Raw genomic sequence first — 25535 nt, forward strand, 5'->3', positions numbered from 1 at the left:
TTCGCATCCCGCCCTCGCCGTCGCCGCCGCAACAGACGCCGGCGAGACAAGCAAAAAAAACCCCGACCCCCCCCCCAACGCCGTCGGGTGGGGGCCCCCCCCCCCCCCCCCCCCCCCCCCCCCCCCCCCCCCCCCCCAGCACCGGCAGGGGCAGCAAGCACCGGCCGGGGCAGCAAGCGTCGGGCAGGGGCGGCGCCCGTACCAGCAAGTCGGCAGATCCCCCGGAGGGGCTGTCACTCACGTGGCCCCCGCCAAAACGCCCCGGACCCCCCACAGCCGCAAAACTGCGGGCATGGGTATACGCATGCTTCACCGCCGGACGCCCGAGGCAGACACCCGGGCCTGGGCGGACACCGCCACGGCGCAGGCCATGCCCGCCTCGCCGGTCCCGGCCCTCGCGGCCGACGCAAGCACCGCCCGCATCCCCGCCGACCTGGCCGCGAGGGTCCGCAGAGCGGCCGCGGGCCTGCGGCACAGACTCGCCGGCCTGACCGCCCACGCGGACCACGCCCCGGACTGGCGCCAGTGGGCGGACCTCGCCCGCGGCTACCTCGCCCTCGCGCTGACCGCGATCCCGAGATCGCGCCCCCGGCCCACCCTCACGGTCTTCGTCGCGTCCCTCACCGAGCGACCGGCCTCTTCCGGCCCGCACCGGCCACCTCACGGGGACCGTCCGCAACCCGGCCCGGACGCCACACCCTGACGCCGACGGCGTACAGCACGAGCCCCAGGACCAGCCCGGCGCCCACCCCGAAGCACAGGGTGGGCACCAGCTCCCACGGCCGCTCCGATGCGCCCATGGACGCCCACCGGCGCACCGCCCGCTGCACCGCCCCGCCCACCGCGCAACCGCCGAGCACCGCGCCGGCCCACCACCGGCCCCGCCCGGACGGCACGGGCACCCCCACCGGCTCTCCGGCCGGGGCCCGTCGCAGCGCACGCGCGGCGAACACGGCGATGACGATCGCGCCCACCACGGACGAGCCGTACTGCAACCACGAGAGCAGCGGCATGCCCGCCGGGCGGTCGCGCCCGATGGCCGGAATCAGCCGGGTCCCCCACCGGTCGTGATGCGTGAACGCGTCCCCCACCACATGGGTCAGCGCACCCAGCACGGCGGAGACGTACCACCGTCCCACCGAGACGGCGCGTACCCGTGCGCGGGGCACGCCGCAGCCCAGCAGCACCGCCGGCTTGCCCTGCCGGCTCCGCGGCAGGAGCGCGAGCAACGGTTCGCGGACGAGGAGCCACAGCCCCACCAGCGTCCAGGAGATGAGCACGCCGACCGTGCCGATCCCGGCGAACGCGTGCGTGACCGCGCCGAATTCCCTACCACCCGGCAAAACATTCGCCGCGTAGCAGGGCATGTCGGGCGCGAAGGAGCTCGCGACGAGCACCGCCGGTACCAGCCGGCCACGACACGTCCCGTCCCGGCGCACGGCCGGCAGGACAGCGGCCGCATGACTGAGCGTGAACGGCAACGGACCCCCCTGGAACGGTCGTCGGCCCTGGCGCCGAGCCGTTGATCAAGCCCGTCCGGTATCCGGGACCCCGCTCCGCGGCCCCGGATGGTAAGGAGAGTTGGCCAATCGGTGAAAACGGGCGCGAACGGGTCCCGGCACCAGGAATGTTGTCGTAGGGTCACCTGCGTCTCGCCGTGCCCCGCGTACGGTCGAACACACGTCACACGGACGGAAGGACGGCACAGGGGCAACCGGAGCACCACGTCAACCGTCACACCAGAGCAAGGCAGACAGACGGAGACGGACGCACGGCGTCCACGGGAGGGGTTCACTCGATGGCGGCGCATTTCGGAAGGCGGCTGCGCAAGGGGGCGGCGACCACCGCCGTGGCCGCGGCAGCGGTCGCGGCCCTGTCCGCGTCCCAGGCTCCGGGAGTGACCGGCGAGGACCACGGCAGACAGGCGACGGCCGGTGCCTCCACACCCGTACCCGACGCGACCTCCGACGACAACGCCACCGGCAACTCCCCCTATTACACCGACCTGCCGCCGCTCAACAGCCCCAACCCCAGTCCCTCGGCGACCGTCGGCACGCCCGTCGCGCAAGGCGACGCGGACGCCGGCATTCCGGCGACGGTCCTCGACGCCTACAAGAAGGCCGAGGCGGAACTGCGCTCCTCCAAGCCGGGCTGCAACCTGCCCTGGCAACTGCTCGCCGCCATCGGCAAGGTGGAGTCCGGGCAGGCCCGCGGCGGCCGGGTGGACGCGGACGGCACCACCCTGGGGCGGATCCTCGGCCCGGCCCTCGACGGCAACGGCTTCGCGCTCATCAAGGACACCGACCACGGCGCGTACGACGGCAACACCGAGTACGACCAGGCCGTCGGCCCCATGCAGTTCATCCCGTCGACCTGGGCCTGGGCCGGCCGAGACGGCAACGGCGACGGCAAGAAGGACCCCAACAACGTCTACGACGCCGCACTCGCCGCCGGTCACTACCTGTGCCGCAACGGCTGGGACCTGTCGGGCGAGGCCGGCCTGCACAGCGCGATCCTCAGCTACAACAACTCGCAGGACTATCTGAACCTGGTCCTCAACTGGCTGGAGTACTACCGCAAGGGCACCCATTCGGTGCCCGACGGCACCGGCACCGTGCCCAGCCACCGCAGCGACGACGGCACCCCGCGCGCCCGGTTCCCCAAGCACTCCGCCCCGCCGAGGACCAAGCCCACCCCGAAGCCCGGCAAGCCGGGCAAGCCCGATCAGCCGGGCAAGCCGGGCAAGCCCGATCAGCCGGGCAAGCCGGGTGGCGGGAGCGGGAGCCCCCGTCCGAAGCCGCCGAAGCCGCCCGTCCCGCCGGCGCCCCCGCAGACCCCCACCGACACGGTGGACCACCTGGAGGACGCGGGAACCGCCAAGCTCACCGCGATGGCCGGCCACGCCTTCACGGAGAAGATCGGCACCCGCGCCGAGACCAAGGCCGACAAGTCCGTCGCGAAGGTAAGGATCAGGTTCACGATCAGCGGCGACACCGACGCCACCTTCACCGGCGGCGAGACCGTGGCCACGGTCGCCACCGACGCCAAGGGTGTCGCACTCGCCCCGGCGCTCCAGGCGGGCGAGAAGACCGGCGACTTCAAGGTGACGGCGACCGTCGTGGGCCGCAAGGTCACGGGCGTCGACTACACGGCCACCGTCACCGAACGCGCCGCCGACACCCTGGCCCGCACCGACGACACCCCGCTGACCTGCACCCCGGGCGGCGAGTTCGCCGACCAGGTCCAGGTGAAGGCGACGTACAAGGGCGCCGTCGCGGACAAGGTCGCGACCACGGCCACCCTGGTCAAGTCCGACACGGACGCCACCGAGAACGACAAGGGCCCCTACTTCAAGGACGCCGACGGCAAGCCCGTGCGTACCCTGACCGGCCTCCAGACCGACGCCAAGGGCCTGCTGACCCTGCCGAAGCTGTACGCGGACGACACCACCGGCACCTTCCTGCTGCGCCTCACCACCGCCGGCGGCGCGACACTCACCGTCGAGCTGAAGGTCGCCGCCGCCGACGCCTCGCCGAGCCCGTCCTCGAGCCCGTCCGCCTCCTGACACCACGCGAACCGGCAGGGCGCCCTCTCCGCACCGGCGGGGAGGGCGCCCTCGTTCGTCCGTGCACCGCTGTTCTCATCTCGCCCGCCCGTTGCTACGGTGCCGGACCTGACGATCCATCAGGAACCGGTGAGGACACGACCGCCCGCGGGAGGCCCGTATGCGCGCCCTGATCGCCGCCGCGACCGGCCTCGCCCTCGCGCTCGCCCTGGTCCTGGCGATGACCGCCCTGGGTACGCCGTCGGGCCGGACGTCCCCCAAGCCGCTGCTGACGACGGTGCCCGCGCACCCGTAGCCGCACCCGTCCGGGAGGGAGGCCTTCAATGCGCCGCAAGGCAAGCCTGGTCCTGCTCGCCCTCGCCGTCTTCTGCGCGGCGCTGTCCCCGCTCATGCGCTGGTACGCCTTCCCGCGCCTCGCCAGGATCCCCGCGAACCAGTACCAGGACATGGTCCTGGAGGCGAAGGGCGCCACCCTCCTCGACTACGGCACGATGCGCGCGAAGAAGGTCTCCAAGGTCACCATCGTGCAGACCCTCAAGGGCGACGTGGAGGCCGCGAAGAGGATCGAGAGGACCGCGGGCCGGCCGGTCGTGGTCTGGGACAGCCTCTCCTACGTCCAGGGCCCCGACGGCAAGATGGTCTCCAAGGTCCCCGAGCGGTACATCTTCGACGCCCACAGCCAGGACCCCGTCCACGCCACCGGCGAGATGGTCGACGGCGACCCCGTCACACGCCAGGGCATCGAGTTCAAGTGGCCGTTCCTGACACAGAAACGCGACTACGAGTACTTCGACGCGCAGACCCGCACCACCAGCCCCATCCACTACCAGGGCACCAGGACGTTCCGCGGCCTGAAGGTCTACTACTTCGAACAGACCATCCCCTGGACCAGGGTCCCCATGCCGAAGACCATGCCCGTCCAGGGCATCACCCCGGAAACGGTCGCCAGGACCGGTACCACCCGCTGGTACAGCACGGTCCGCCGGTTCTGGGTCGAACCGGTCACCGGCGCACCCGTCTACGGCGAGGAACTGCACAAGGAGGAGCTGCGCGGCGGCACCCTGCTCGGCGGCCGCGACAGGGTCACCGCGTTCGCCGGCGACGTGAAGATGCGCGAGGACTACATCCAGCACACGGTCGCCCTGGTCGAGCACAACCGCACCCTGGTCCTGCTGCTCACCTCGTACGTCCCCTGGGGCTCCCTGATCACCGGCCTGCTGCTCCTCGCGCTCGCCCTCTGCCTGGAGGCCCGCGCCCGCCGCCCCGAGGACCCCGCGCCCGCCGGGACGCCGGAGCCCGAACCGGTCAGCGCCTGAGCCGCGCGTTGGTGTGCCGCGTGGGCTCGGCGGTCGCCGGGTCCTCGGGCCACGGATGCTTCGGATACCGGCCGCGCAGCTCCGCCCGTACGCCCCTGTAGCCGTCCTTCCAGAAGGAGGCGAGGTCGGCCGTGACGGCGGCGGGCCGTCCGGCGGGGGAGAGCAGGTGAACGAGCAGCGGCACGCCCGCGACGACCGGCGTCTCGCGCAGCCCGAACATCTCCTGGAGCTTCACCGCGAGCACCGGCCGCTCCGGATCCCGATAGTCGATCCGGATTCCGGACCCACTCGGCACGGTGATCCGCTCGGGCGCCAGCTCATCCAGGCGGCCGGCCTCCCCGCTCGCCCAGGGCAGCAGCCGCGCGAGCGCCTGGCCGGCGTCGATCCGGCCGAGATCGGCCCGCCGCCGCGCCCTGCTCAGCTCCGGCTCCAGCCAGTCGTCCACGCGCGCGTGCAGAGCGTCGTCGGCCACGTCCGGCCACGGCTCCCCGAGGTGCGCGTGCAGGAACGCCAGCCGCTGCCGCAGCACCTCCGCCTGCGGCGACCAGCGCAGCAGCCCGAGCCCCTCCTGCCGCAGCCCGTCGAGCAAGGCCGCGCGCACCAGGGCCGGACCGGCGTCCCGCAGTGGCCGCACGCCCACCTCGATGGCCCCCAGCCGCTCCACACGCCGCGCTACGACGTCTCCGTCGGCCCAGTGGACCTCTTCCCGCTCGGCGAGCAGCGCCCCGGCGGCGGCGAGCGCCACGTCCTCCGGGACGGCCGCCCCGAGCAGCACACGCGCGTGCCCCTTCCCGGCGGGCCGGTCGGCAACGGCGACGACGATCCAGGGCGCTCCCCGCAGAGCGGACCCCGCCACGAGCTCGGCCCGGGTCCCGGAGGCCATGAGATACGACCCCCCGTCGAGCCTGGCGACCCGCTCGGGGAAGGCGCGAGCGGCGACAGACCCGGCGAGCTTGTCGTCACCGCCGCCCGGTCCGACCCGGTCACCGCCTTCTGCCGGAAGGCCGTGGGCGGACGCGCGCGAAAACCCCGAAGAGACGGCCCGCAGCCGCCGCACCTCGGCGGTCCACCGCCCCGCGTAGGCGTCACCCCCACGGCGGGCGCGCCGCAACGCACCGGCAAGATCATCCCCGTAGTCCCGCGGCACCTCCTCGGAGAGCAGGGCGACCACCTCCGCACCCTCACCGGCGGTGTCCATCAGCGCCCGCCCCAGCCGGGGATGCACCCCCAGCCGGGCCAGGCGCACCCCGACCGGCATCACCCGGCCGGCGGAGTCCACCGCCCCCACCGCGGTCAGCGCGGAGCGCGCCGCCGCCATCGCCCCACCCGGCGGGGGATCGAGCAGCGCCAGCCCGCGGGCGTCCGGATCGCCCCAGCAAGCCGCCTGCAGGGCGAAGGCGGTCAGGTCGGCCACCTTGATCTCCGGCGCCGGAAACGCGGGCAGACGCCCGTCCTCGGCCTCCGGCCAGCACCGGTACACCGCCCCCGGCGCCTCGCGCCCGGCCCGCCCCGCCCGCTGCCGCCCGGCGGCCCGCGAGGCCCGTACCGTGGTCAGCCCGCTCAGCCCGCGCGCGTGGTCCACCCGCGGCTCCCGCGCGAGCCCGGAGTCCACCACCACCCGTACTCCGGGCACCGTCAGCGACGACTCCGCCACCGAGGTCGCCAGCACCACCCGGCGCCGCGTCCCCGGCGCCAGCACTGCGTCCTGTACGGCGGCCGGCGCCCGCCCGTGCACCTGGAGCACGTCCACCGCCCCGAGATCCCCGAGCTGCCCCGCCACGCGCGCGATCTCACCCACGCCGGGCAGGAAGCACAGCACGTCCCCGTCCCGCTCGGCCAGCGCCCGGCGCACCACCGACGCCACGTGCGCCAGCAGCGCCGGATCGACGCGCATCCCGTGCGGGGGCCGTACCGGGCGCGGGGGAGGCGCCCACACCACCTCCACCGGGTGCGCGGTCCCGTCCGCCTCGACCACGGGTGCCCCGCCCAGCAACCGGGCCCAGCCCTGCGCGTCCGTCGTCGCCGACGCGGCCACCAGCCGCAGCTCCGGCCGCAGCGTCTGCCGCACGTCCCACAGGAACGCCGCCACCGTGTCGGCGTCCAGATGCCGCTCATGGCACTCGTCGAGGACGACGACATCGACGCCCGGCAGCTCCTGGTCCCGTTGCAGCCGCTGCAGCAGCACCCCGGTCGTCACGACCTCCACGCGCGTGTGCCGTCCCACGGTCCGTTCGCCGCGCACCGTGAACCCCACGCTCTCACCGGGCTTCTCACCCAGCAGCCAGGCCATCCGCCGGGCCGCCGCCCGTGCCGCGATCCGGCGCGGTTCGGCCACCACCACGCGCCGTGCGGGCCCGCCGCCGACCAGCCCCGCCAGCACGAGCGGCACCAGCGTGGTCTTGCCGGTGCCGGGCGGGGCCACGAGCACGGCGGTGCCGGCCCCCTCCAGGGCCTCGGTCAGAGCGGGCAGGGCGGAGCGCACGGGCAGCGCGTCCAGGGCGTCGTAACGGATCACGCCCCCAGTGTCGTACGACGGCGCGGCTCGGCCCTCACGCGCGCGTGCGCGTAGACAAAGCGTCTGCGGACAGGCCCTAGTCCCGCTCACACACGAAGATCACCGTTCCCGGTATCAGGTTGCCCCGCAGCGGGGACCAGCCGCCCCACTCCGCGGTGTTCCAGGACGGCCACTCCGGCTCCACCAGGTCCACCAGCCGGAAACCGGACACCACGATGTCCCGGACGCGGTCCCCCAGCGTCCTGTGATGCTCGACGTAGACCGCGCGGCCCTCCTCGTCCTGCTCCACGTAGGGAGTGCGGTCGAAGTAGGACGCGGACACCGACAGGCCCTCGGGGCCCGGCTCGTCCGGGAAGGCCCAGCGGATCGGATGCGTCACCGAGAAGACGAACCGGCCGCCCGGCCGCAGCACCCGGCGCACCTCGCGCAGCACCAGCCGCGGGTCGGCGACGAAGGGCAGCGCCCCGTATGCCGAGCAGGCCAGGTCGAAGGAGCCGTCCGCGAACGGCAGCGCGCCGGCGTCCGCACAGATCAGGGGAAACGATCCACCGATCCGCAGGGCGTGCTGGAGCTGGCGGTGCGAGAGGTCCAGCGCCACCGGGCGGGCGCCCTGGGCCGCCAGCCAGCGCGCGCACTGCGCCGCGCCCGCGCCGATCTCCAGGACGTCCTTGCCCTTCAGCTCCTGCGGCGGGCCGAGCAGCTCGGCCTCGATCTCGTCCAGGCCCTCCGGACCCCACACGAAGCGGTCGTCGCCGAGGAACGTGCCGTGCTCGACCTGGTACTCGTCGGCGTTGCGGTCCCACCAGCCCCGGTTGGCCCGTGCGCTCTCCGCGACGCCGGCGTCACGGCGCGTGGCCTCCGGCTCGAAGCCCTCGGATTCCTGGGGCTCATACGCTTCCGGCTCTTGGATGATCGGCTCCCTCGTCGTACTCTTCCGTCCAACCCGGAAGGGGTCCGTGACGGAGGCGGTCCCGCAGGCCATGTGGCCTCAAAGGACGTTTCTTCTGCCGGTTGTGCGGCGTTCTGTCCCGGGTGTGCGCCTTCGCGCATTGACCCTGTCCGGCTGCCCCCGTATGCTACAAGTTGCGCTGCGGGCCTGCGCACCTCAGACGTAGCAGGCTGCGCTCGCATCTGTTGTATGTCCCCTCGGTTGTCGAGGCGCCACCGGGCACCCGGTGTCCATTTGGTGGCGCTTCCTTGGCTGTCCGGCTTCTGCAGAGCGAAACGGGCTCCCGGCGTAAGCAGTGCCTACGACTTCAATGTCCGTACCGGAGCCCTTTCCCACATGACGAGCAGCACCGAGACCACCGCCACCACCCCGCAGGTAGCGGTCAACGACATCGGTAACGAGGAAGCCTTCCTCGCCGCGATCGACGAGACGATCAAGTACTTCAACGACGGCGACATCGTCGACGGCGTCATCGTGAAGGTCGACCGGGACGAGGTCCTGCTCGACATCGGTTACAAGACCGAAGGTGTCATCCCGAGCCGAGAGCTCTCGATCAAGCACGACGTCGACCCGAACGAGGTCGTGGCCGTCGGCGACGAGATCGAGGCCCTGGTCCTCCAGAAGGAGGACAAGGAAGGCCGCCTGATCCTCTCGAAGAAGCGCGCCCAGTACGAGCGTGCCTGGGGCACCATCGAGAAGATCAAGGAAGAGGACGGCATCGTCACCGGTACCGTCATCGAGGTCGTCAAGGGTGGTCTCATCCTCGACATCGGCCTCCGTGGCTTCCTGCCGGCTTCCCTCGTCGAGATGCGCCGTGTCCGCGACCTCCAGCCCTACGTGGGCAAGGAGCTCGAGGCCAAGATCATCGAGCTGGACAAGAACCGCAACAACGTGGTCCTGTCCCGCCGCGCCTGGCTGGAGCAGACCCAGTCCGAGGTCCGCCAGACGTTCCTCACGACCCTGCAGAAGGGTCAGGTCCGCTCCGGCGTCGTCTCCTCGATCGTCAACTTCGGTGCCTTCGTGGACCTGGGTGGCGTCGACGGTCTGGTGCACGTCTCCGAGCTCTCCTGGAAGCACATCGACCACCCCTCCGAGGTCGTCGAGGTCGGCCAGGAGGTCACCGTCGAGGTCCTCGACGTCGACATGGACCGCGAGCGCGTCTCCCTGTCGCTGAAGGCGACCCAGGAAGACCCGTGGCAGCAGTTCGCCCGCACCCACCAGATCGGCCAGGTCGTGCCCGGTAAGGTCACGAAGCTGGTTCCGTTCGGTGCGTTCGTCCGCGTGGACGAGGGCATCGAGGGTCTGGTCCACATCTCCGAGCTGGCCGAGCGCCACGTGGAGATCCCGGAGCAGGTCGTCCAGGTCAACGACGAGATCTTCGTCAAGGTCATCGACATCGACCTCGAGCGCCGTCGCATCAGCCTCTCGCTGAAGCAGGCCAACGAGTCCTTCGGTGCCGACCCGGCCTCGGTCGAGTTCGACCCGACCCTGTACGGCATGGCCGCGTCCTACGACGACCAGGGCAACTACATCTACCCCGAGGGCTTCGACCCGGAGACCAACGACTGGCTGCCGGGCTACGAGAAGCAGCGCGAGGAGTGGGAGCGCCAGTACGCCGAGGCGCAGACCCGCTTCGAGCAGCACCAGCAGCAGGTCATCAAGTCCCGCGAGGCCGACGCCGCTGCTGCGGCCGAGGGTGGCGAGGCTGCGGCTCCGGCCGCGACCGGCGGTTCGTACTCCTCCGAGGGCGCGGACACCTCCGGTGCGCTGGCCTCGGACGAGGCGCTGGCCGCGCTGCGCGAGAAGCTGGCCGGCGGCCAGAGCTGATCTCCCCCAGCGGGGGGATCCCCAGCCGCTGAGGCTCAGCCGATAGCTGGTCCCGAGGGGCCGTACCTTTCGAGGTGCGGCCCCTCAGGGCGTCTTTCGAGGCTGCTCGCCGTCTGTCGAGGCTGCTCGTCGTCTCCGGGTGCGGGCCGTCTGTGGCTTGTCGCGCCCACGCGGCGGAGCCGCACATCGACACAGCCCGCGCCCGGGGAGTTGCTTGTGCCCCCTGTCCGTACCCGCGCCGTAAGATCCTGATCAGCGGCGTGTCGCGGGAATGCCCCCGCTCCAGGGCGTGTTGACGACGACGAACACGAGGAGGAGCGGTCACAGTGCTTGATCCGCAGGGTTTGTACGCATGGGAGCCGAAGGGCCTGGCCGTCGTCGACATGGCGCTCGCCCAGGAGTCGGCCGGCCTTGTCATGCTCTACCACTTCGACGGATACATCGACGCGGGCGAGACCGGGGACCAGATCGTCGACCGGCTGCTCGACTCACTGCCCCACCAGCTCGTCGCCCGTTTCGACCATGACCGGCTCGTGGACTACCGGGCGCGCCGGCCCCTGCTGACCTTCAAGCGGGACCGCTGGACCGACTACGAGGTCCCGGCCCTCGAGGTCCGCCTCGTCCAGGACACCACGGGCGCCCCCTTCCTGCTGCTGTCCGGGCCCGAGCCGGACGTGGAGTGGGAGCGGTTCGCGGCGGCCGTACGGCAGATCGTGGAGCGGCTCGGCGTCCGCCTGTCCGTGAACTTCCACGGCATCCCCATGGGCGTCCCGCACACCCGGCCGGTGGGCCTCACCCCGCACGGCAACCGCACCGAACTCGTCCCCGGCCACCGCAGTCCCTTCCAGGAGGCCCAGGTGCCCGGCAGCGCCGAGTCCCTGGTGGAGTACCGCCTGATGGAGGCCGGCCACGACGTCCTGGGCGTCGCCGCGCACGTCCCGCACTACATCGCCCGCTCCGCCTACCCGGACGCCGCCCTGACCGTCCTGGAGGCCATCACGGCCGCCACCGGGCTGGTCCTGCCCGGAGTCGCGCACTCACTGCGCACGGACGCGCACCGCACCCAGACCGAGATCGACCGGCAGATCCAGGAGGGCGACGAGGAACTCACCGCGCTCGTCCAGGGCCTGGAGCACCAGTACGACGCCGCCGCGGGCGCCGAGACCCGGGGCAACATGCTCGCCGAGCCCGTGGAGATCCCGTCGGCCGACGAGATCGGGCGCGAATTCGAGCGGTTCCTGGCGGAGCGGGAAGGCGACAACTGACCTCCGCCGGACCCGCTGTCAGTGGCAGGGCCTAAGCTGACGCTCATGCTGAAGGTGGGCCTGACCGGTGGGATCGGCGCCGGCAAGAGCGAGGTGTCACGGCTGCTCGTGCAGCACGGGGCCGTGCTGATCGACGCGGACCGTATCGCGCGCGAGGTCGTGGCGCCGGGCACCGCCGGCCTCGCCGCCGTGGTCGAGGCCTTCGGCGAGGACGTCCTCACCGCCGACGGCAGCCTGGACCGGCCCAAGCTCGGCTCGATCGTCTTCGCCGACCCCGGCAAGCTCGCCGTCCTGAACTCGATCGTGCACCCCCTGGTGGGCGCCCGCTCCCGGGAGCTGGAGGAGGCCGCGGCCCCCGGCGCCGTCGTGATCCACGACGTGCCCCTGCTCACGGAGAACGGTCTGGCCCCGCTGTACGACCTCGTGGTCGTCGTGGACGCGAGCCCCGAGACCCAGCTCGACCGCCTGGTCCGGCTGCGCGGGATGACGGAGGAGGACGCACGCGCGCGGATGGCCGCACAGGCGGCCCGTGAGCAGCGCCGGGAGATCGCGGACATCGTGATCGACAACGACGTCCCGCTGGACACGCTGCACAAGCGCGTCGCCGAGGTGTGGGAGGAGCTCGTACGGCGGGCGGGCGCGAGCTCCGGGGAACAGCGCTCGGAATAGCCGCCCCCTCCGCGGGCGTTGAACCGCGCGAGTGAGGGAAGGACTCTGCCGTGCCCGAGATGAGCGGTTCCACCGGACGTACTCCGGAAACGCATGTCATCGACTTCCGCGCAGCCGAGCATCTGCTCAACTCACGGGACCCGAGGGGCGCGGTGAAGCTGCTCGACGGCGTCATCGCCGCGCACCCGGAGAACACGGCGGCCCGTCTGCTCCGCGCGCGTGCGTTCTTCGCCGCGGCACAACTGCGACCCGCCGAACTGGAGTTCACGATCGTCCTGGAGCGCGAGCCGGACAACGCGTTCGCGCACTTCGCGCTGGCCCGCACCTATGAACGCCAGGGCCGCCCCGACCAGGCAAAACGTCATTTCCGCCTGGCGGCCGCGCTGGACCCGAACCCGCAGTACCTGAAAGCGGCGCGCTTCGACGACTGAGGGCGTGCTGCATCGGCCGATCACGGATGCCGGTGCCGCGGCGGCCCCGGGTAAGGCGGCCCCGGGTACGGCGGTCCGCTCTCCGGCGGCCGGTACGGCGGAACGTCACGGCCCGGCTGGTAGTGCGGGCCCTGCCGGATGTGCCTGAGGACCATGGCCATGTCCGCGGTGGCCACCAGCCACAGCACCCCGCAGGCCGCCGCCCACCCGGGCCGGCCGACGAGCGCGAACGCCGCCGTGCCGAAGACCGCCCAGACCACGCCCCACATGCTCAGCCAGAACCGCGCCCGCAGAGGACTGCGCGCGGTCACCGGTTCACTGCCCGTACGCATCCGGATCACCACTCCTCCCTGCAACGTACTCCTCGGTGACGACACCCATCAACGGCTCTCGTCCGTCGCTCGTCGGTCGGCATGCGATCGCATCGGGCGATCCGGAGAGCGATGAGTTTGCGGACCGTGCCGGGTCTGCCTCGGTGAAAGCAACCAACACCGCTTCCCCAGGAGACCCTCATGTCCGAGACCACCGCTCCCGTCACCCCCACCGCCTCCGTCAGTGGCGGGAGACGTGCGGCCCGGGTCGCCCTGCGTTCCGTGCAGGTGCTGCTGGCGCTGTTCTACGGCATCGCGAGCGCGCTGCCCAAGCTCATCGCGCACCCCTCGGCCGTCGAGTCCTTCGACAAGATCGGCTGGGGCAGCGGAGCCATGTACACCATCGGTGCGCTCGAACTCGCCGGAGCAGTGGCGTTGTTGGTCCCCGTGCTGCAGTCCGTGGCGGCGATTGCGCTCAGCGCGCTCATGGTCGGCGCGTTCATCGTCCAGCTCACGGTGTTCGACGGCCAGAACGCGGCGACCCCGCTGATCCTGCTGGTGCCGCTCACCCTGATCGCCTGGGCCCGACGCGAGCACAACGGGGAACTGCTGCGGTTGGCCCGGCGGCGGTGACACCACCCCGCGCCGCCGACACCGCCGACACCGCCGCCCGGGCACGGGGGACCGGGCGAGGGGCGCGGCCGAGGGAGCCGGCGGATGCCGTGCGGGCAATCGCCGGCGGCTCACCGCCCCGCGGCCGCCCACCGCTCCCACCGGCTCCGTGCCGGGTGCGCTCGCCGGTCCCACCGGCTCCGTATCCACTGCGCCTGCCGGTCCCACCGGCTCCGTAGGCACCGAGCCCGGCTGTTCCACCGTTCCCGCCGGATCGCGATCCACCGCACCGCACCCGTCTGCTGCGCGGACGGGGATCCATGGACGGGGATCCATGGACGGGGATCCATGGACGGGGATCCATCAGGCCCGCCGGGATCGCCGGGCCCGGATCCCTCGCGTCCGCTGCTCCCAGGGGGCTGGGATCCACTGAGCCCTGCGGTTCAGCCGGGTCTGGAGCCGCCGTGACCGCCTGGTTCGCCGAAGGGGGTTTCCTCACGCCCGCCGGGATCGCCGGCGCGGGATCCACCGCGCCTGGTCTTCCCGGCGGATCGGCCGTGCCCGCTGGAGCCGGATCCGGCCCGCCCGCCGGATCCACCCGGACTGCCAGGACCGGCGAAGCCGCTGGGGCCTGCGGCGTTGCCCGACGCGGCGAAGCCGCCCGGGGCACCTGGGCCCGCGAGGCCGCGGAGGCGTTCCATCTCGCGGCGATCGCGCTTGGTGGGGCGGCCGGTGCCCCGGTCGCGCAGGCCGGCGGGTGCGAAGGCCTCGCGGGGCGGGGGCGGAGGGGAGTTGTCGATGTAGCACTGTGCGGCCACGGGGGCGCCGACCCGCTTGCGGATCAGGCGCTTGACGATCACGATCCGTTCGCGGCCCTCCTGCCGCAGCCGCACCTCGTCGCCGACGCGCACGGAGTGGGCGGGCTTCACCCGCTCCCCGTTCACATGGACGTGGCCGCCCCGGCAGGCGGTGGCGCCCAGGGAACGCGTCTTGATCAGGCGCACGGCCCAGATCCAGCTGTCGATCCGGACCGTCTCGCCCTGGGCCGGGCCGGCGGCCCCGGCGGCGGCCACCGCGGCGGCGATCTTCGGATCGACGGGTTCGTCAGCGGAGGTACCGGCGCCGGTGTCCTGGGCGTCCTGGGCGGAGCCGGCCCCGACCTGCCCGACGGCGCTGCCGGTCCCACCGTTCACGTACTCGTCCGCATCCTCGGAAGCCATGCCCCGACCTTAGCTCCCCGGGTGGGGCGAGCCGGAGGCGATTTCCGGGGCGCGGGGTAGCAGGTGAGCGGAGAGCCGCGGTGACGTGGGCCGGAGAGGCGGTGGCCCGTCCCGGGCATACGGTGGCCGTATGGACGACAGCAGTGCCCTCGCCCGGCTCGACCGGCGTGTCGCGGGCTGCCGGGCCTGCCCTCGGCTGGTCGAGTGGCGCGAGGAGGTGGCCCGGACGAAACGGGCCGCGTTCGCCGAGTGGACGTACTGGGGGCGGCCGGTGCCCGGCTTCGGCCCCGCTGACGCCAGGCTGGCGATCATCGGGCTCGCCCCCGCCGCGCACGGCGGCAACCGCACCGGCCGGATGTTCACCGGCGACCGCTCCGGGGACGTGCTCTACCAGGCGCTGTACGATGTGGGGCTCGCCTCGCAGCCCACCTCCGTGAGCATCGACGACGGGCTGGAACTGTACGGCGTCCGCGTCACCGCGCCCGTGCACTGCGCCCCGCCCGCCAACAAGCCGACCCCCGGCGAGCGCGACACCTGCCGCCCCTGGTTGGTCCAGGAGCTGAAGCTGCTGCGCCCCACCCTCAAGGCCGTGGTCGTCCTCGGTGCCTTCGGCTGGCAGGCCGCGCTGCCCGCGTTCACCGAGGCGGGCTGGACCGTGCCCCGCCCCCGTCCGGCCTTCGCCCACGGCATCCGGGTCCCGCTCGACGGCCTGGACCTCTTCGGCTGCTTCCACGTCAGCCAGCGCAACACCTTCACCGGCCGGCTGACCCCAAAGATGCTGCGCGAAGTGCTGCGCACGGCGGCGGAGGCGGCCGGGTTGCCGTAACCGGCCCGCACCCGATACCGGTCATCCCCTCCCGGTGTCGGTCCCGACGGCCCACTCGGTGTCGGTCCCGCAGACCCAGTCGGTGTCGGTCCCGCAGGCTCAGTCGCCGTCCTCAGGATCCGTCCCGAAGAGGTGCCGTACCGTCGAGCGATAGTTGGAGCGGACGTGGCAGAGCGCGTGGGCCCGGGCGCGGTCGGGGTCGCCGGAGGCGATCGCCTCGTACAACTCGCGGTGCTCGGAGAGGAGTTGGGGCCACTCCTCGTTCCGCCGGGTGAGCCAGCGCAGGCGGCCGTCGACCGGCTCCATGACCGAGATCAGCAGGCTGTTGCCGGCCAGGGCGCGGATGCGGTCGTGAAAGCGCGTGTTGATGTCCGTGATCGCCTCGGCATCCCCCTCCTCCGTCGCCCGCGCCGCCTGGTCGAGCAGGTCCCGCAGCTCGGCCAGGGCCTCGGGGGTCACCCGGGACGCCGCCAGTCCCGCCGCGTACACCTCCAACGCCTCGCGCAGCTCGAAGAGTTCCCGGACGTCGGTCGGGGTCAGCCGGCGCACGACCGTGCGGCGCGCCGACTCGAAGAGGACGAAGCCCTCGGCAACCAGCGCCCGGATCGCCTCCCGCACCGGTACCCGCGAGACACCGAACCGCTCGGCCAGCTCCCGCTCGACGAGCCGGTCGCCGGGGGCCAGACGCCCGGCGATGATGTCCTCCCGCAGGCTCGCCAGGACCCGTTCGCGCACGGCGCCCAGGGGTTCGATCTTCGTCATGGGCCCATCTTCGCCGACGCGAGGCGGCTTTTACGGGGTCGTAACGGCAACGACATCGGTCCGAACGCTTGACGACGGCACCATGTCCGCAGTTTGGTATACCAAATGCGGCTCGCTCCGGGTGTTCCGGCCCGCAGCCCGTCCGAGTTCCTGCGGTACGGCCCCTTCGTCCCTGTCCTGGAGGCCCCGTGTCCCTCGCCGACCGCGCCGAAGCCACCGGCGCCCCCGCGTTCGTCCCCGACCCCCGTCTCGTCAACGAGGACCTCGCCCCCGCCGAGCAGCGGAACTGGAAGGTCTTCGATCTCTTCGCCCTGTGGATGTCCGACGTCCACAACCTCGGCAACTACACCTTCGCCGCCGGTCTTCTGGTGCTCGGCATGAACGTCTGGCAGGTCTTCACCGCCCTGCTCGTGGGCTTCGTGCTCATCTACGTCGGCATGAACCGGATGGGCAGGATCGGCCAGCGCCACGGCGTGCCCTTCCCGGTGGTCAGCCGTATCAGCTTCGGCGTCTGGGGCGCCAACATCCCCGCGCTGATCCGGGCCGTGATCGCCATCATGTGGTACGGCATCCAGACCTATCTGGCCTCCGTCGCCGTCAACGTGATGCTGCTGGCGGCCTGGCCGGGCCTCGCGTCCCTCACCCACCACTCCTTCCTCGGCCTGGACGCGCTCGGCTGGATCTCCTTCGTCTCGCTCTGGCTGCTCCAGTGGGTGATCATCAGCCAGGGGATGGAGGCCGTGCGGAAGTTCCAGGACATCTGCGGTCCGGCCATCTGGCTGGTGATGATCGCGCTCGCGGTCTGGGTCCTGGCCAAGGCCGGCTGGAGCATCTCCCTCACCTCCACCCCGCACCCGGTCTCGACGGGCGAGCAGTGGCGGCAGTGGTTCGGTGCGATCGGTCTGATCCTCGCCACCTACGGCACCCTGATGCTCAACTTCTGCGACTTCTCCCGCTTCGCACCCGACTACAAGACGGTCCGGCGAGGCAACTTCTGGGGCCTGCCCGTCAACTCCACCGCCTTCGTCGTCGTGTCGGTGATCGTCACGGCCGGCTCGCTCAAGGCGTTCGGACAGACCATCACCGACCCGGCGGAACTGGTCGCCAAGGTCGGCGACACCTGGGTACTGGTCATCGCCGCGTTCACCTTCGCGGTCGCCACCATGGGCGTCAACATCGTCGCCAACTTCGTCTCACCGGCGTACGACCTCGCCAACGTCTGGCCGCAGAAGATCAGTTTCAAGGTCGGCGGCATGATCAGCACGGTCGCCGCGCTGGTCGTCACCCCTTGGAACCTCTTCTCCAACCCGACCGTCGTCAACTACTTCCTCGGTGGCCTCGGCGCCTTCCTGGGCCCGCTGTTCGGCGTGATCATGGTCGACTACTACTGGGTCAGGCGCGGCAGGATCGACGTCGACGCGCTGTTCGACGCCCGGCCGGGCACTCCGTACCACTACCGCAAGGGCGTCAACCCGAGGGCGCTGCGTGCGTTCCTGCCCGCCGCCGCGGTCGCCGCGGTACTGGCGCTGGTGAGGAGCTTCAGCGATGTGGCGCCGTACTCCTGGTTCATCGGCACCGCACTCGCCGCCGCCCTGTACGCGGTGCCGGGCCGCCGGGAGCGCACGGCAACGACGGCGGTGGAGGCCTGACGGCGTGCGGATCATCGTCACCAACTGCAACACCACGCAGGAGATGACCGAGGAGATCGTCTGCGGCGCCCGGGCCGCCGCGGGGCCGGGCACCACCGTGACCGGGCTGACCCCCGCCTGGGGCCCGGCGTCCGCCGAAGGCTGGCTCGACAGCTATCTCTCCGCCGCCGCCGTCCTCGACACACTGCGGACGTACGACGGGCCGCCGTACGACGCCGTCGTCCTGGCCGGCTTCGGCGAGCACGGGCGCGAGGGCGTACGGGAGTTGGTGGACGCCCCGGTCGTGGACATCACCGAGGCCGCCGCCCACCTCGCGTGCCTCCTCGGCCGCCGCTACGGCGTCGTCACCACCCTCGACCGCTCGCGCGGCCAGATCGAGGACAGCCTGGAGAGCGCCGGTGTGGCCCGCAACTGTGCCGCCGTCGTGGGCACCGGCCTCGGCGTCCTCGGCCTGGCCGACGACCCCGGGCGCATGGAGTCCGCGTTCCTGGCGGCGGCCGAACGGGCCCGGGACGCCGGCGCCGAGGTCCTGGTCCTGGGCTGCGCGGGGATGACGGGGCTGCAGCGGGCCGTGGGGGACAAGCTCGGGCTGCCCGTGGTCGACGGCGTGGCGGCGGCGGTCAAACTCGCCGAGTCCCTCGTCACCCTGGGTCTGACCACCAGCCGAGCGGGCAGCTACGGCAGGCCGCTGCCGAAGGAGAGGAGGTGGGGGCGGCCATAGCGGAGACCGGCGATCGGAGACCGGCGACCCGGAACACGGGCGCTCACGGCCGCCGGCCGTACCGCACATCCGGACCCGGGGCCGCACCTGGAAGGTCCACCGGGCCGGCCCGCCCGGGCCGTGCTCCCTGGCCCGGCGCACGGTTCCAGCGGGCTTCAGGCCGCGAGCAGGAGCAGCGTGCGCTCGGCCGTGTCAGCCTTCACGACCCCTCTGACCTGCGGGGGGGGTGCCCCGTATCCGACCCGGGCGAGGGGGAGGCCGGGAGGTTGATGAGATCACTGACCCCGGCCACCTCCTGCAACGTCCCCGCCAGCGAGGTCAGGGACCCGCGCACCGCCGCGATCTGCGCGCGCAGCGCGTCCGCGTGTTCCCAGTCCCGCTCCCAGGCCACCGGATCGCTGCCCTCGGGCCGCCTCGACTCATGGGCGGTGAGCCGCGGATGCCAGGTGCCGAGCAGCGGACGCAGGACGCGGTTGAGAACGGTGACCGCGAGGACGCCGAAGCTCACATGGCCGGGGGACAGAGGCGGCGCGACCTCGGGTCCGTAGCGGCGGAGGATCTCGCGCGTGGTGGTGAAGAAGGTGTACAGCGACGACAGGGCCTCGCGCAACATCCCCTCATCGCGGCCCAGTTCCTCGACCGACACCCGGGTCACCAGCTCCAGGTAGAGCTCCCAGGCCGCGCCGCGCTCGGCGTCGGCGGGCTCCCAGGTGCCGGACAGCTCGCCGACGAACGGGATCGTGAGCTTGGCCGTGATCTGTGTGGGACCGCTGGGTCGCCGTCGCCTGCGCTGCCTGTGTGCCATGATCGCCCTCCCCGGTACCCACAGTAGGGTAAGTCGCCGTGTGGGACGTCTTCCTCAGCTACAGCCGCGGTGATGTGGAGCGGGTCCGTCCGCTCGTCCGTGCGCTGCGCGACGGCGGACTGACGGTGTTCACGGACGAGACCGGCGTCGTGTCCTTCGCCGGCATCAGCGACACCATCCGGCGTGAACTGGGCCGTTCCAAGGCGCTGCTGGCCTACTACTCCGCCGCCTACCCCGAGCGGGAGGCCTGCCAGTGGGAGCTGACGACCGCCTACCTCTCGGGACTCGAGGAGGGCGATCCGCGGCGCCGGGTCATGGTCGTCAACCCGGAGGCCTCCGCCGGGCACATCCATCCCGTCGAACTCCGCGATGCCCGGCACGCCTCCACCGACGACCTGGCCGTCCTCGTGGCCGACGTACGCAAGCACGTCGCCCGGCTGGACGGGCCCATGGCCGTCCGGGAACGGGTTCCCGGACGCAGCCGCCACCGGGCCCCGCGACCGCACCCGGAGTTCGTCGGCCGGCTCTCCGAGCTCTGGCGGGTGCACTCGGCCCTGCACGCCGATGCCGCGCCCCTCACCGTCGGCCGCTCGGCCGCCGTCCGTACGGTGCAGATCCGCGGCATGGCGGGCATCGGAAAGTCCCTGCTGGCCCAGGAGTACGCGGTGCGCTTCGAGGCGGCGTATCCGGGCGGCGTGTTCTGGCTCGACGCGGGCGCCTACGACGAGTCGGTGGACGCGCTCGGCCTGGGAGCCACCGAGACCCTCTTCGACCACTTCGGCGCCGTCGGCGAACCGTTCCTCTGGATCGTCGACGCCGTCGCCCGGGGCCCCGTGCCGCTGCGGACGATCGCCACGATGGCCGCACCCCACCCCCTCGGCTACACCGTGTTCACCCTGCGCAGCCGCGCCTACGACGCCCTCGGCACCCCCGTCGACCTGGGGCCGCTGGACGACGTCCACGCCCGTGACCTCGTCGCGGGCGACACGTCGCTGGCCCGGGCGGTCGGCGCCCATCCCCTCGCCCTCTCCCTGCTGGGCCGCGCACTCCAGGCCGGACACCGCGCCCCCGACCTGTACGACCGGTGGCACGCCCGGGGCGGATCACTCCTCGACACCCTCGCCGGCGACGAGGTCACGGCGGCCGTCGTGCACGACGTGGACACCCCGGACGCGGCGGACGTGCTGCGCTGTGCGGCGGTGCTGCACCCCCTGCCGGTGACCGCCGACGACGTGAGCCGGGTGCTGGCCGCCGCCGACCGGGTGCCGCAGATCGTGGCGGGCCGGCGCGCGGGCAACGGCATCGCCGAACTGCGCACGCGCAGCCTGCTGACGCCGGCCGCGGAAACGGGCCCCCTGGACGGCGACCGCTGGTCCCTCCACCCGGTCACCCTGCACGCCTGGCACCAGCACGACCCCGCGCCCGCCCGCACCGAAGCCCTGCGGCACGCGGCCCTGCGGACCCTGTGCGGGCACCGGGAGGCGGTTACGCTGGCCTTCCCCGGAAGCCGAAGGGAGGCCCCCGTGTCCACAGCACCGAGCGACTCGGAGCGGATGGCGGCCTTCGACCTCCAGGTCGAGCTGGTCACCCGGATCGGAGTGCAGGAACTGGCGCCCGGTACCGGAAGCCTGCGCGAGGCGCTCTCGTCGCTGAAGGCGCTCATCGACTTCACGCGCGCCACGCTGCACACCTACAGCATCAGCCTGGAACAGGCGGCGCCGGCCGGATCGCCCACCGTCCGCGGCCTCGCCTACGCCCTGATCAACGACACCCTCCGGCCCTTCACCACCACCTGGCACCCCCGGCTGGCGGCGTACGAGGCGCGGCGCCCAGCCGACGTTCCCGCCCTCGACCATGAGCTGGCCTGGTCGGAGGCGGGGGAGATGCGGCTGCACCTTGCCGTTCTGCGGGAGCCGTTGCTGCGCATCGCCGAAGGGCTCGCCGAAATCTCAGGAGCGGACTTCGGGGCGGCTGCGGCAGGCTGAGCACATGCCCCCGTCTCCGGACCCCGTGTTCCTCGACACCACCGCCGACCGCCTCGCCGCCCTTCCCACCGTCCAGGCCGTCACCCTCGGCGGCTCCCGGGCGCAGGGCACCCACCGCCCCGACAGCGACTGGGACATGGCGATCTACTACCGCGGCCCCTTCGACCCCGGCGACCTGCGGGCCGTCGGCTGGGAGGGTGAGGTCTGCGAGGTCGGGGGCTGGGGCGGCGGGGTGTTCAACGGCGGGGCCTGGCTGACGATCGACGGACGCCGGGTCGACGTGCACTACCGGGACCTGGACGTGGTCGAGCACGAGCTGGCGGAGGCGGAGGAGGGCCGCTTCCGGGTGGAGCCCCTGCTCTTCCACCTGGCCGGCATCCCCACCTACCTGGTCGTGGCCGAGCTGGCGGTCAACCAGGTGCTGCGCGGCCGGCCGCCCCGCCCGGCCGCCTACCCGGACAAGCTCCGCCGCACCGCCGCCGAGCGCTGGCACGGCACCGCCGGCGCGATCCTCGCCTACGCGAAGGCCAACCACGCCCCCCACGGCCGTCTCACGGAAACTGCCGGCTCCATCGCCACGGCCGCCGTGCACGCGGGACACGGGGTGCTGGCCGCACGCGGGGAGTGGGTGACGAACGAGAAGCGGCTGCTGGAGCGGGCCGGTCTGCGCGCGGTCGACGCGATCGTGGGCGCGCTGCGGGCCGAGCCCGACGTGCTGGTGCGGGCCGTGACCGAGGCCGAGGGGCTCTTCGGGGCATTGCGTCCCTAGAGAACCTGGGGCATGGCGTCTCCGGAGAACCCGGGGGCATGGCGTCCCTGGAGAACCCGAGGCATTGCGTTCATAAAGAATCCGCCCGCCCCGCCATCTTTCACCTGCCAGAAACGTGATCGTCCCGTTCGCACCGGGAACGCGACCTACCGTGGAGACACCGTCCACCGGCCACCGTCGTCCGAAGGCCCGTCCCGCCCTCGTATGAACAGGAGCCCCGTGTCCCGGCCCGCCGTACCCCCCTGGCTCGCCCATGCCCTCCGTGCCCAGCGCGGTCCCGTGCCCTGGAGTGCGGTGACCCGGGGTGCGCTCGCCGCCGGGCCGTTGCTGCTCGCCGGTGTGGCGGCCGGCCGGCTCTCGTCCGGCGTCCTCGCCGCCATCGCCGCGATGCTCGCCGGCATCAACGACCGTCCGGGCAGCCGGCGCGCCGCCGTCAAACGGCTCGGTGCACCCGCGCTGTCCGGGGCGCTCGGGCTGGCCATGGGGTCGTACGCCGGACAGCTGCTCGGGGCCGTGCCGCTCACCCTGGTGCTCACCGTGCTCGGGCTCGTCGCCGGAGCCGTCAGCGCCGTCGGGCCGGTCGCCTCCGCGGCCGGTACCCAGCTGCTCGTCACCGCCGCCATCGGCGCCGGGATGCCGGCGGCCGACAGCGGCTGGCAGCGAGCCCTCGCCTTCCTGGCCGGGGCCGGGTGGCTGCTGGTGCTGCGGCTCGCCCTGCCCACGCCCGGATCGCTCGCCGGGGACTTCCGGTTCGACGGGGAGCGGGCGGCGGTCGCCGAGGTGTACGACGCCGTCGCCGCGCTGCTCGACGCCGTCGGCGGTCCGCACGCCACCGCGCGGCGGGCCGCGCTCACCGCCGCCCTCGACCACGCCCAGGACGCCCTCGCCGGACCCCGGCTGCGCAGGTACGCGTCATCCACCGCCGAACGCCGGCTGCACGCCCAGTACCTGGCCGCGCTGCCCCTCGCCGAGGCCGCCACCGCCCTGTTCTGGACGGGGGAGCCCGTCTCGGCGCGGGACGCGGAAGGGCCCCGGCGGCTCGCCGCCGCCGTCCGCGGCAACACCTCCCCCGGCCCGCTGCCGGCCCCTCACCGCTCGGCACCCGCCCTGCGTGCCCTCGACGACGCCCTGCTGCGCGCCGCCGACGCCTTCGACCGGGCCGAGGGCACGCAGCGGCGGTTGCTCACCCGGCGCCGGGGCACGAAGGACGCCGTACGGGCCGCGTTCGGCGCCGGCGGACGCGAGTACGGGCTGCGCGTCGCGGTCTGCTTCGGGGCCGGCGCCGCCATCGCCCAGGCGCTGCACCACACCCGTTGGTACGGCCCGCACCAGCACTGGTACTGGCTGCCCGCCACCACCGTCTTCCTCGTCAAGCCCGACCTCGGACCGCTCGCCTCCCGGGTGCTGTGCCGGGCCGCCGGGACCGTGCTGGGCGCCCTGGTCTTCGCCGGGCTCGCCGCGCTGCTGCCGCGGCCGGCCGGACTGATCGCGCTGGTCGCCGTGTGCGGGGCGCTCGTCCCGGTCGCCACCCGGCACTTCGCCGCGCTTACCGCCGTCGTCACCGTCCTCGTCCTCGCCCTGGTCATGACGGGTGGCGAACCCCAGGCCTCGGTCAGCCGGATCGGCGAGACCCTGCTGGCCTGTGCGCTCGTGCTGGTCGTCGGGCATCTGCCGATGCCGGGGGAGCGCGGCGGCGGAGTGCGGGCGCGGCTCGCGGAGGCCGGCGGTGCCGCCCACGCCTATCTCGTGCACGTTCTCGGCGAGTCCGGCGTGCCCCGCGAGTCCCGCGAATCCGGTGTGTCCCGCCAGTCCGGCGACCGCGCCGAGCGGTGGGCGCTGCGCCGGGAGGCCTACCGCACCCTCGCCGAGGCCCGTACCGCCATCGCGCTCGCCGCCGCCGAACTGCCGGCCCTGGCCCGGCACACCGAGGGCACGGACACCGTCGCGGACGTCCTGGAACGGCTCGTGGACACGACCACCGCCTGCGCCGTCCATCTCGACGACTCCGGCCGGCTCGCGGCCCAGCACCTGGACCGGCTCGCCGATCTGCTGGCCGAGTGGGAGAAGGGCAGGGAGCGGACGGCGCTCCGGCTGCCCCTCGCCGGGTGAGCCCGCAGGGAGGCCGGACGGTGGCGTCGCGACCCCGCCGCAGGCCGTCCATCGCCTGACGCTCCGTCAACTACAGTCCCCCCAGCCCCAGTCAACCCACAACGGCACATCTGCGTCCAAGAGAAAGGTCCATGTTCCCTGTCCCAAGGAGAGGTTCGTGCCCCGACTCACACGTCTCAGACTCGCGACCGGTGTCGCCACGGCCGTCGTCGCCGCCGTCGTGCTCGCGGCGTCGCCCGCGGTCGCCGACGAACCGACCGTGTCCCAGCCGCACATCGTCGCCCACTTCGACCTCGCGGCTGGGCAGTCACCGGAGAACATCACGGTCGAGCCCGACGGCTCCGCCGACCTGACCTTCGCATCCGCCCGGCAGGTCGCCCACGTCACCCCGGACGGGCACACGACGATCCGCGCGACCCTGCCGGACGAGCCTGACGCCAACACTCCCAACCTGAAGGCCGCGACCGTCTTCGGCATCGCCCGCGCCCACGACGGCACGCTCTACGTCGACTACGCCACCGGCACCGACAAGACCGGCGTCTGGCGCATCGCCCCCGGCGGCGCCCCCCAGCAGATCGCCCAGCTGCCCGCGACCGCCCTGCCCAACGGCCTCGCACTCGACGAACGCCACGGAGTGCTCTACGCCGCCGACTCGGTGCAGGGGATCGTGTGGCGGGTTCCGCAGAACGGCGGCACGCCGACCGTGTGGGCCCGGGACACCGCCCTGACCCCGGTCCCCGTCACCGGCGCCGGCTTCGGTGCCAACGGCGTCAAGGTCCACGACGGTGCCGTCTGGGTGTCCAACAGCGACCGTGGGACGCTGCTGCGCATCCCGGTGCGGCCGAACGGCTCCGCGGGACCGGTCGAGACCCGGGCCACCGGGCTTGACCACATCGACGACTTCACCTTCGCCACACCGTACGGCGACACCGTCCTCGCCGCCCTGATCGGCGACAACGAGGTCGCCGAGGTGCACCCCGACGGCACCCACACCGCCGTCCTCACACAGGCGGACGGGCTGTCAAACCCGACCTCCCTGGCCGTACACGACGGGACGGTCTACGTCGACAGCGCCGCCTACTTCACCCAGCGCGACCCGAATCTGCTGCTGGCCCGCCTGAGCTGCGCCCCCGGGCACTGACAGACCGGGCGGCGGGGCGGCCCGGGGCTCATGTCCGGTCCCGCCCCGCCGCTCCCGCGGACACCGGTGATGGCGCGGCCAGGGGCCC

At 72.9% G+C, this 25535-nt stretch carries 23 protein-coding genes; 16 read left to right on the forward strand and 7 right to left on the reverse strand.

What is annotated here, in order from left to right; genetic code table 11:
- The first annotated feature begins 292 nt into the window (after positions 1–292).
- On the forward strand, positions 293–703 hold the full coding sequence (locus tag ACZ7HQ_RS04660) for a hypothetical protein (RefSeq protein WP_470984592.1): 411 nt from the start codon (positions 293–295) through the stop codon (positions 701–703).
- Here the strand turns inward: ACZ7HQ_RS04660 and ACZ7HQ_RS04665 are convergent.
- Positions 621–1481: a DUF4184 family protein gene (locus ACZ7HQ_RS04665; RefSeq protein WP_470984595.1), complete on the reverse strand. Its 861-nt coding sequence runs from the start codon at positions 1479–1481 to the stop codon at positions 621–623. The two genes, ACZ7HQ_RS04660 and ACZ7HQ_RS04665, sit on opposite strands and share 83 nt — an antisense overlap.
- A 317-nt stretch (positions 1482–1798) precedes the next feature.
- Between ACZ7HQ_RS04665 and ACZ7HQ_RS04670 the strand changes: the two genes are divergently transcribed.
- From ACZ7HQ_RS04670 to pgfA, 3 genes are all read left to right on the forward strand, one after another.
- Positions 1799–3565, forward strand: a complete 1767-nt coding sequence (locus ACZ7HQ_RS04670) for a lytic transglycosylase domain-containing protein (protein ID WP_470984598.1) — start codon at positions 1799–1801, stop codon at positions 3563–3565.
- 160 nt (positions 3566–3725) lie between these two features.
- A complete protein-coding gene (locus ACZ7HQ_RS04675; protein ID WP_470984601.1) occupies positions 3726–3860 on the forward strand; it encodes an SPW_0924 family protein in 135 nt (44 codons plus the stop codon).
- A 28-nt stretch (positions 3861–3888) separates the two neighbouring features.
- A complete protein-coding gene (pgfA, locus tag ACZ7HQ_RS04680) occupies positions 3889–4881 on the forward strand; it encodes a cell envelope lipid trafficking protein PgfA (protein ID WP_470984604.1) in 993 nt (330 codons plus the stop codon).
- On the opposite strand, the gene hrpB is transcribed toward pgfA, so the two are convergent.
- Both hrpB and ACZ7HQ_RS04690 read right to left on the reverse strand, forming a co-directional pair.
- The gene (gene hrpB, locus ACZ7HQ_RS04685; RefSeq protein ID WP_470984607.1) at positions 4871–7396 is read right to left on the reverse strand and encodes an ATP-dependent helicase HrpB; all 2526 of its coding nucleotides are present in this window, start codon (positions 7394–7396) and stop codon (positions 4871–4873) included. The genes pgfA and hrpB overlap by 11 nt on opposite strands.
- A 76-nt stretch (positions 7397–7472) precedes the next feature.
- Positions 7473–8378 (reverse strand): class I SAM-dependent methyltransferase, encoded by a 906-nt coding sequence (locus tag ACZ7HQ_RS04690; protein WP_470984609.1) that lies wholly within the window; start codon positions 8376–8378, stop codon positions 7473–7475.
- 303 nt (positions 8379–8681) lie between these two features.
- Between ACZ7HQ_RS04690 and rpsA the strand changes: the two genes are divergently transcribed.
- The 4 genes from rpsA (at position 8682) to ACZ7HQ_RS04710 (ending at position 12537) form a co-directional block, all read left to right on the forward strand.
- A complete protein-coding gene (rpsA, locus tag ACZ7HQ_RS04695; protein ID WP_468388422.1) occupies positions 8682–10172 on the forward strand; it encodes a 30S ribosomal protein S1 in 1491 nt (496 codons plus the stop codon).
- A gap of 326 nt (positions 10173–10498) precedes the next feature.
- Positions 10499–11437, forward strand: coding sequence for a PAC2 family protein (locus ACZ7HQ_RS04700; protein WP_470984612.1), 939 nt, complete (start codon positions 10499–10501; stop codon positions 11435–11437).
- A gap of 45 nt (positions 11438–11482) precedes the next feature.
- A complete protein-coding gene (gene coaE, locus ACZ7HQ_RS04705) occupies positions 11483–12106 on the forward strand; it encodes a dephospho-CoA kinase (protein ID WP_470984614.1) in 624 nt (207 codons plus the stop codon).
- 50 nt (positions 12107–12156) lie between these two features.
- A complete protein-coding gene (locus tag ACZ7HQ_RS04710) occupies positions 12157–12537 on the forward strand; it encodes a tetratricopeptide repeat protein (RefSeq protein WP_470984617.1) in 381 nt (126 codons plus the stop codon).
- A gap of 20 nt (positions 12538–12557) precedes the next feature.
- On the opposite strand, the gene ACZ7HQ_RS04715 is transcribed toward ACZ7HQ_RS04710, so the two are convergent.
- Complete coding sequence (locus ACZ7HQ_RS04715) at positions 12558–12869, reverse strand: DUF6343 family protein (protein ID WP_470984619.1); 312 nt, start codon at positions 12867–12869, stop codon at positions 12558–12560.
- 180 nt (positions 12870–13049) lie between these two features.
- Here ACZ7HQ_RS04715 and ACZ7HQ_RS04720 point away from each other — a divergent pair, with 180 nt between their 5' ends.
- On the forward strand, positions 13050–13481 hold the full coding sequence (locus ACZ7HQ_RS04720; protein ID WP_470984621.1) for a DoxX family protein: 432 nt from the start codon (positions 13050–13052) through the stop codon (positions 13479–13481).
- Between the two features lie 422 nt (positions 13482–13903).
- Here ACZ7HQ_RS04720 and ACZ7HQ_RS04725 read toward each other — a convergent pair whose 3' ends face one another.
- The gene (locus ACZ7HQ_RS04725; RefSeq protein WP_470984624.1) at positions 13904–14680 is read right to left on the reverse strand and encodes an RNA-binding S4 domain-containing protein; all 777 of its coding nucleotides are present in this window, start codon (positions 14678–14680) and stop codon (positions 13904–13906) included.
- Between the two features lie 130 nt (positions 14681–14810).
- Here ACZ7HQ_RS04725 and ACZ7HQ_RS04730 point away from each other — a divergent pair, with 130 nt between their 5' ends.
- On the forward strand, positions 14811–15506 hold the full coding sequence (locus ACZ7HQ_RS04730; RefSeq protein WP_470984626.1) for a uracil-DNA glycosylase: 696 nt from the start codon (positions 14811–14813) through the stop codon (positions 15504–15506).
- Between the two features lie 99 nt (positions 15507–15605).
- Here ACZ7HQ_RS04730 and ACZ7HQ_RS04735 read toward each other — a convergent pair whose 3' ends face one another.
- Positions 15606–16268 (reverse strand): GntR family transcriptional regulator, encoded by a 663-nt coding sequence (locus tag ACZ7HQ_RS04735; RefSeq protein WP_470984629.1) that lies wholly within the window; start codon positions 16266–16268, stop codon positions 15606–15608.
- A 188-nt stretch (positions 16269–16456) separates the two neighbouring features.
- Here ACZ7HQ_RS04735 and ACZ7HQ_RS04740 point away from each other — a divergent pair, with 188 nt between their 5' ends.
- Both ACZ7HQ_RS04740 and ACZ7HQ_RS04745 read left to right on the forward strand, forming a co-directional pair.
- Positions 16457–17917: an NCS1 family nucleobase:cation symporter-1 gene (locus ACZ7HQ_RS04740; RefSeq protein WP_470984632.1), complete on the forward strand. Its 1461-nt coding sequence runs from the start codon at positions 16457–16459 to the stop codon at positions 17915–17917.
- A gap of 4 nt (positions 17918–17921) precedes the next feature.
- Positions 17922–18638 carry an aspartate/glutamate racemase family protein gene (locus ACZ7HQ_RS04745; RefSeq protein WP_470984635.1) on the forward strand — a complete coding sequence of 239 codons (717 nt, stop codon included), beginning with the start codon at positions 17922–17924 and terminating at the stop codon, positions 18636–18638.
- Positions 18639–18837: 199 nt separating this feature from the next.
- Here ACZ7HQ_RS04745 and ACZ7HQ_RS04750 read toward each other — a convergent pair whose 3' ends face one another.
- Positions 18838–19443, reverse strand: a complete 606-nt coding sequence (locus ACZ7HQ_RS04750) for a hypothetical protein (protein ID WP_470984637.1) — start codon at positions 19441–19443, stop codon at positions 18838–18840.
- Positions 19444–19481: 38 nt separating this feature from the next.
- On the opposite strand from ACZ7HQ_RS04750, the gene ACZ7HQ_RS04755 reads away from it, so the two are divergent.
- The 4 genes from ACZ7HQ_RS04755 (at position 19482) to ACZ7HQ_RS04770 (ending at position 25447) form a co-directional block, all read left to right on the forward strand.
- Positions 19482–21428, forward strand: coding sequence for a TIR domain-containing protein (locus ACZ7HQ_RS04755; protein ID WP_470984639.1), 1947 nt, complete (start codon positions 19482–19484; stop codon positions 21426–21428).
- A 4-nt stretch (positions 21429–21432) separates the two neighbouring features.
- A complete protein-coding gene (locus tag ACZ7HQ_RS04760; protein WP_470984641.1) occupies positions 21433–22197 on the forward strand; it encodes a nucleotidyltransferase domain-containing protein in 765 nt (254 codons plus the stop codon).
- A gap of 204 nt (positions 22198–22401) precedes the next feature.
- On the forward strand, positions 22402–24306 hold the full coding sequence (locus ACZ7HQ_RS04765) for an FUSC family protein (protein WP_470984644.1): 1905 nt from the start codon (positions 22402–22404) through the stop codon (positions 24304–24306).
- Positions 24307–24463: 157 nt separating this feature from the next.
- Positions 24464–25447: an NHL repeat-containing protein gene (locus ACZ7HQ_RS04770; RefSeq protein WP_470984646.1), complete on the forward strand. Its 984-nt coding sequence runs from the start codon at positions 24464–24466 to the stop codon at positions 25445–25447.
- Positions 25448–25535: the final 88 nt, after the last annotated feature.

The sequence above is a fragment of the Streptomyces sp. NPDC037290 genome, from assembly GCF_055603245.1.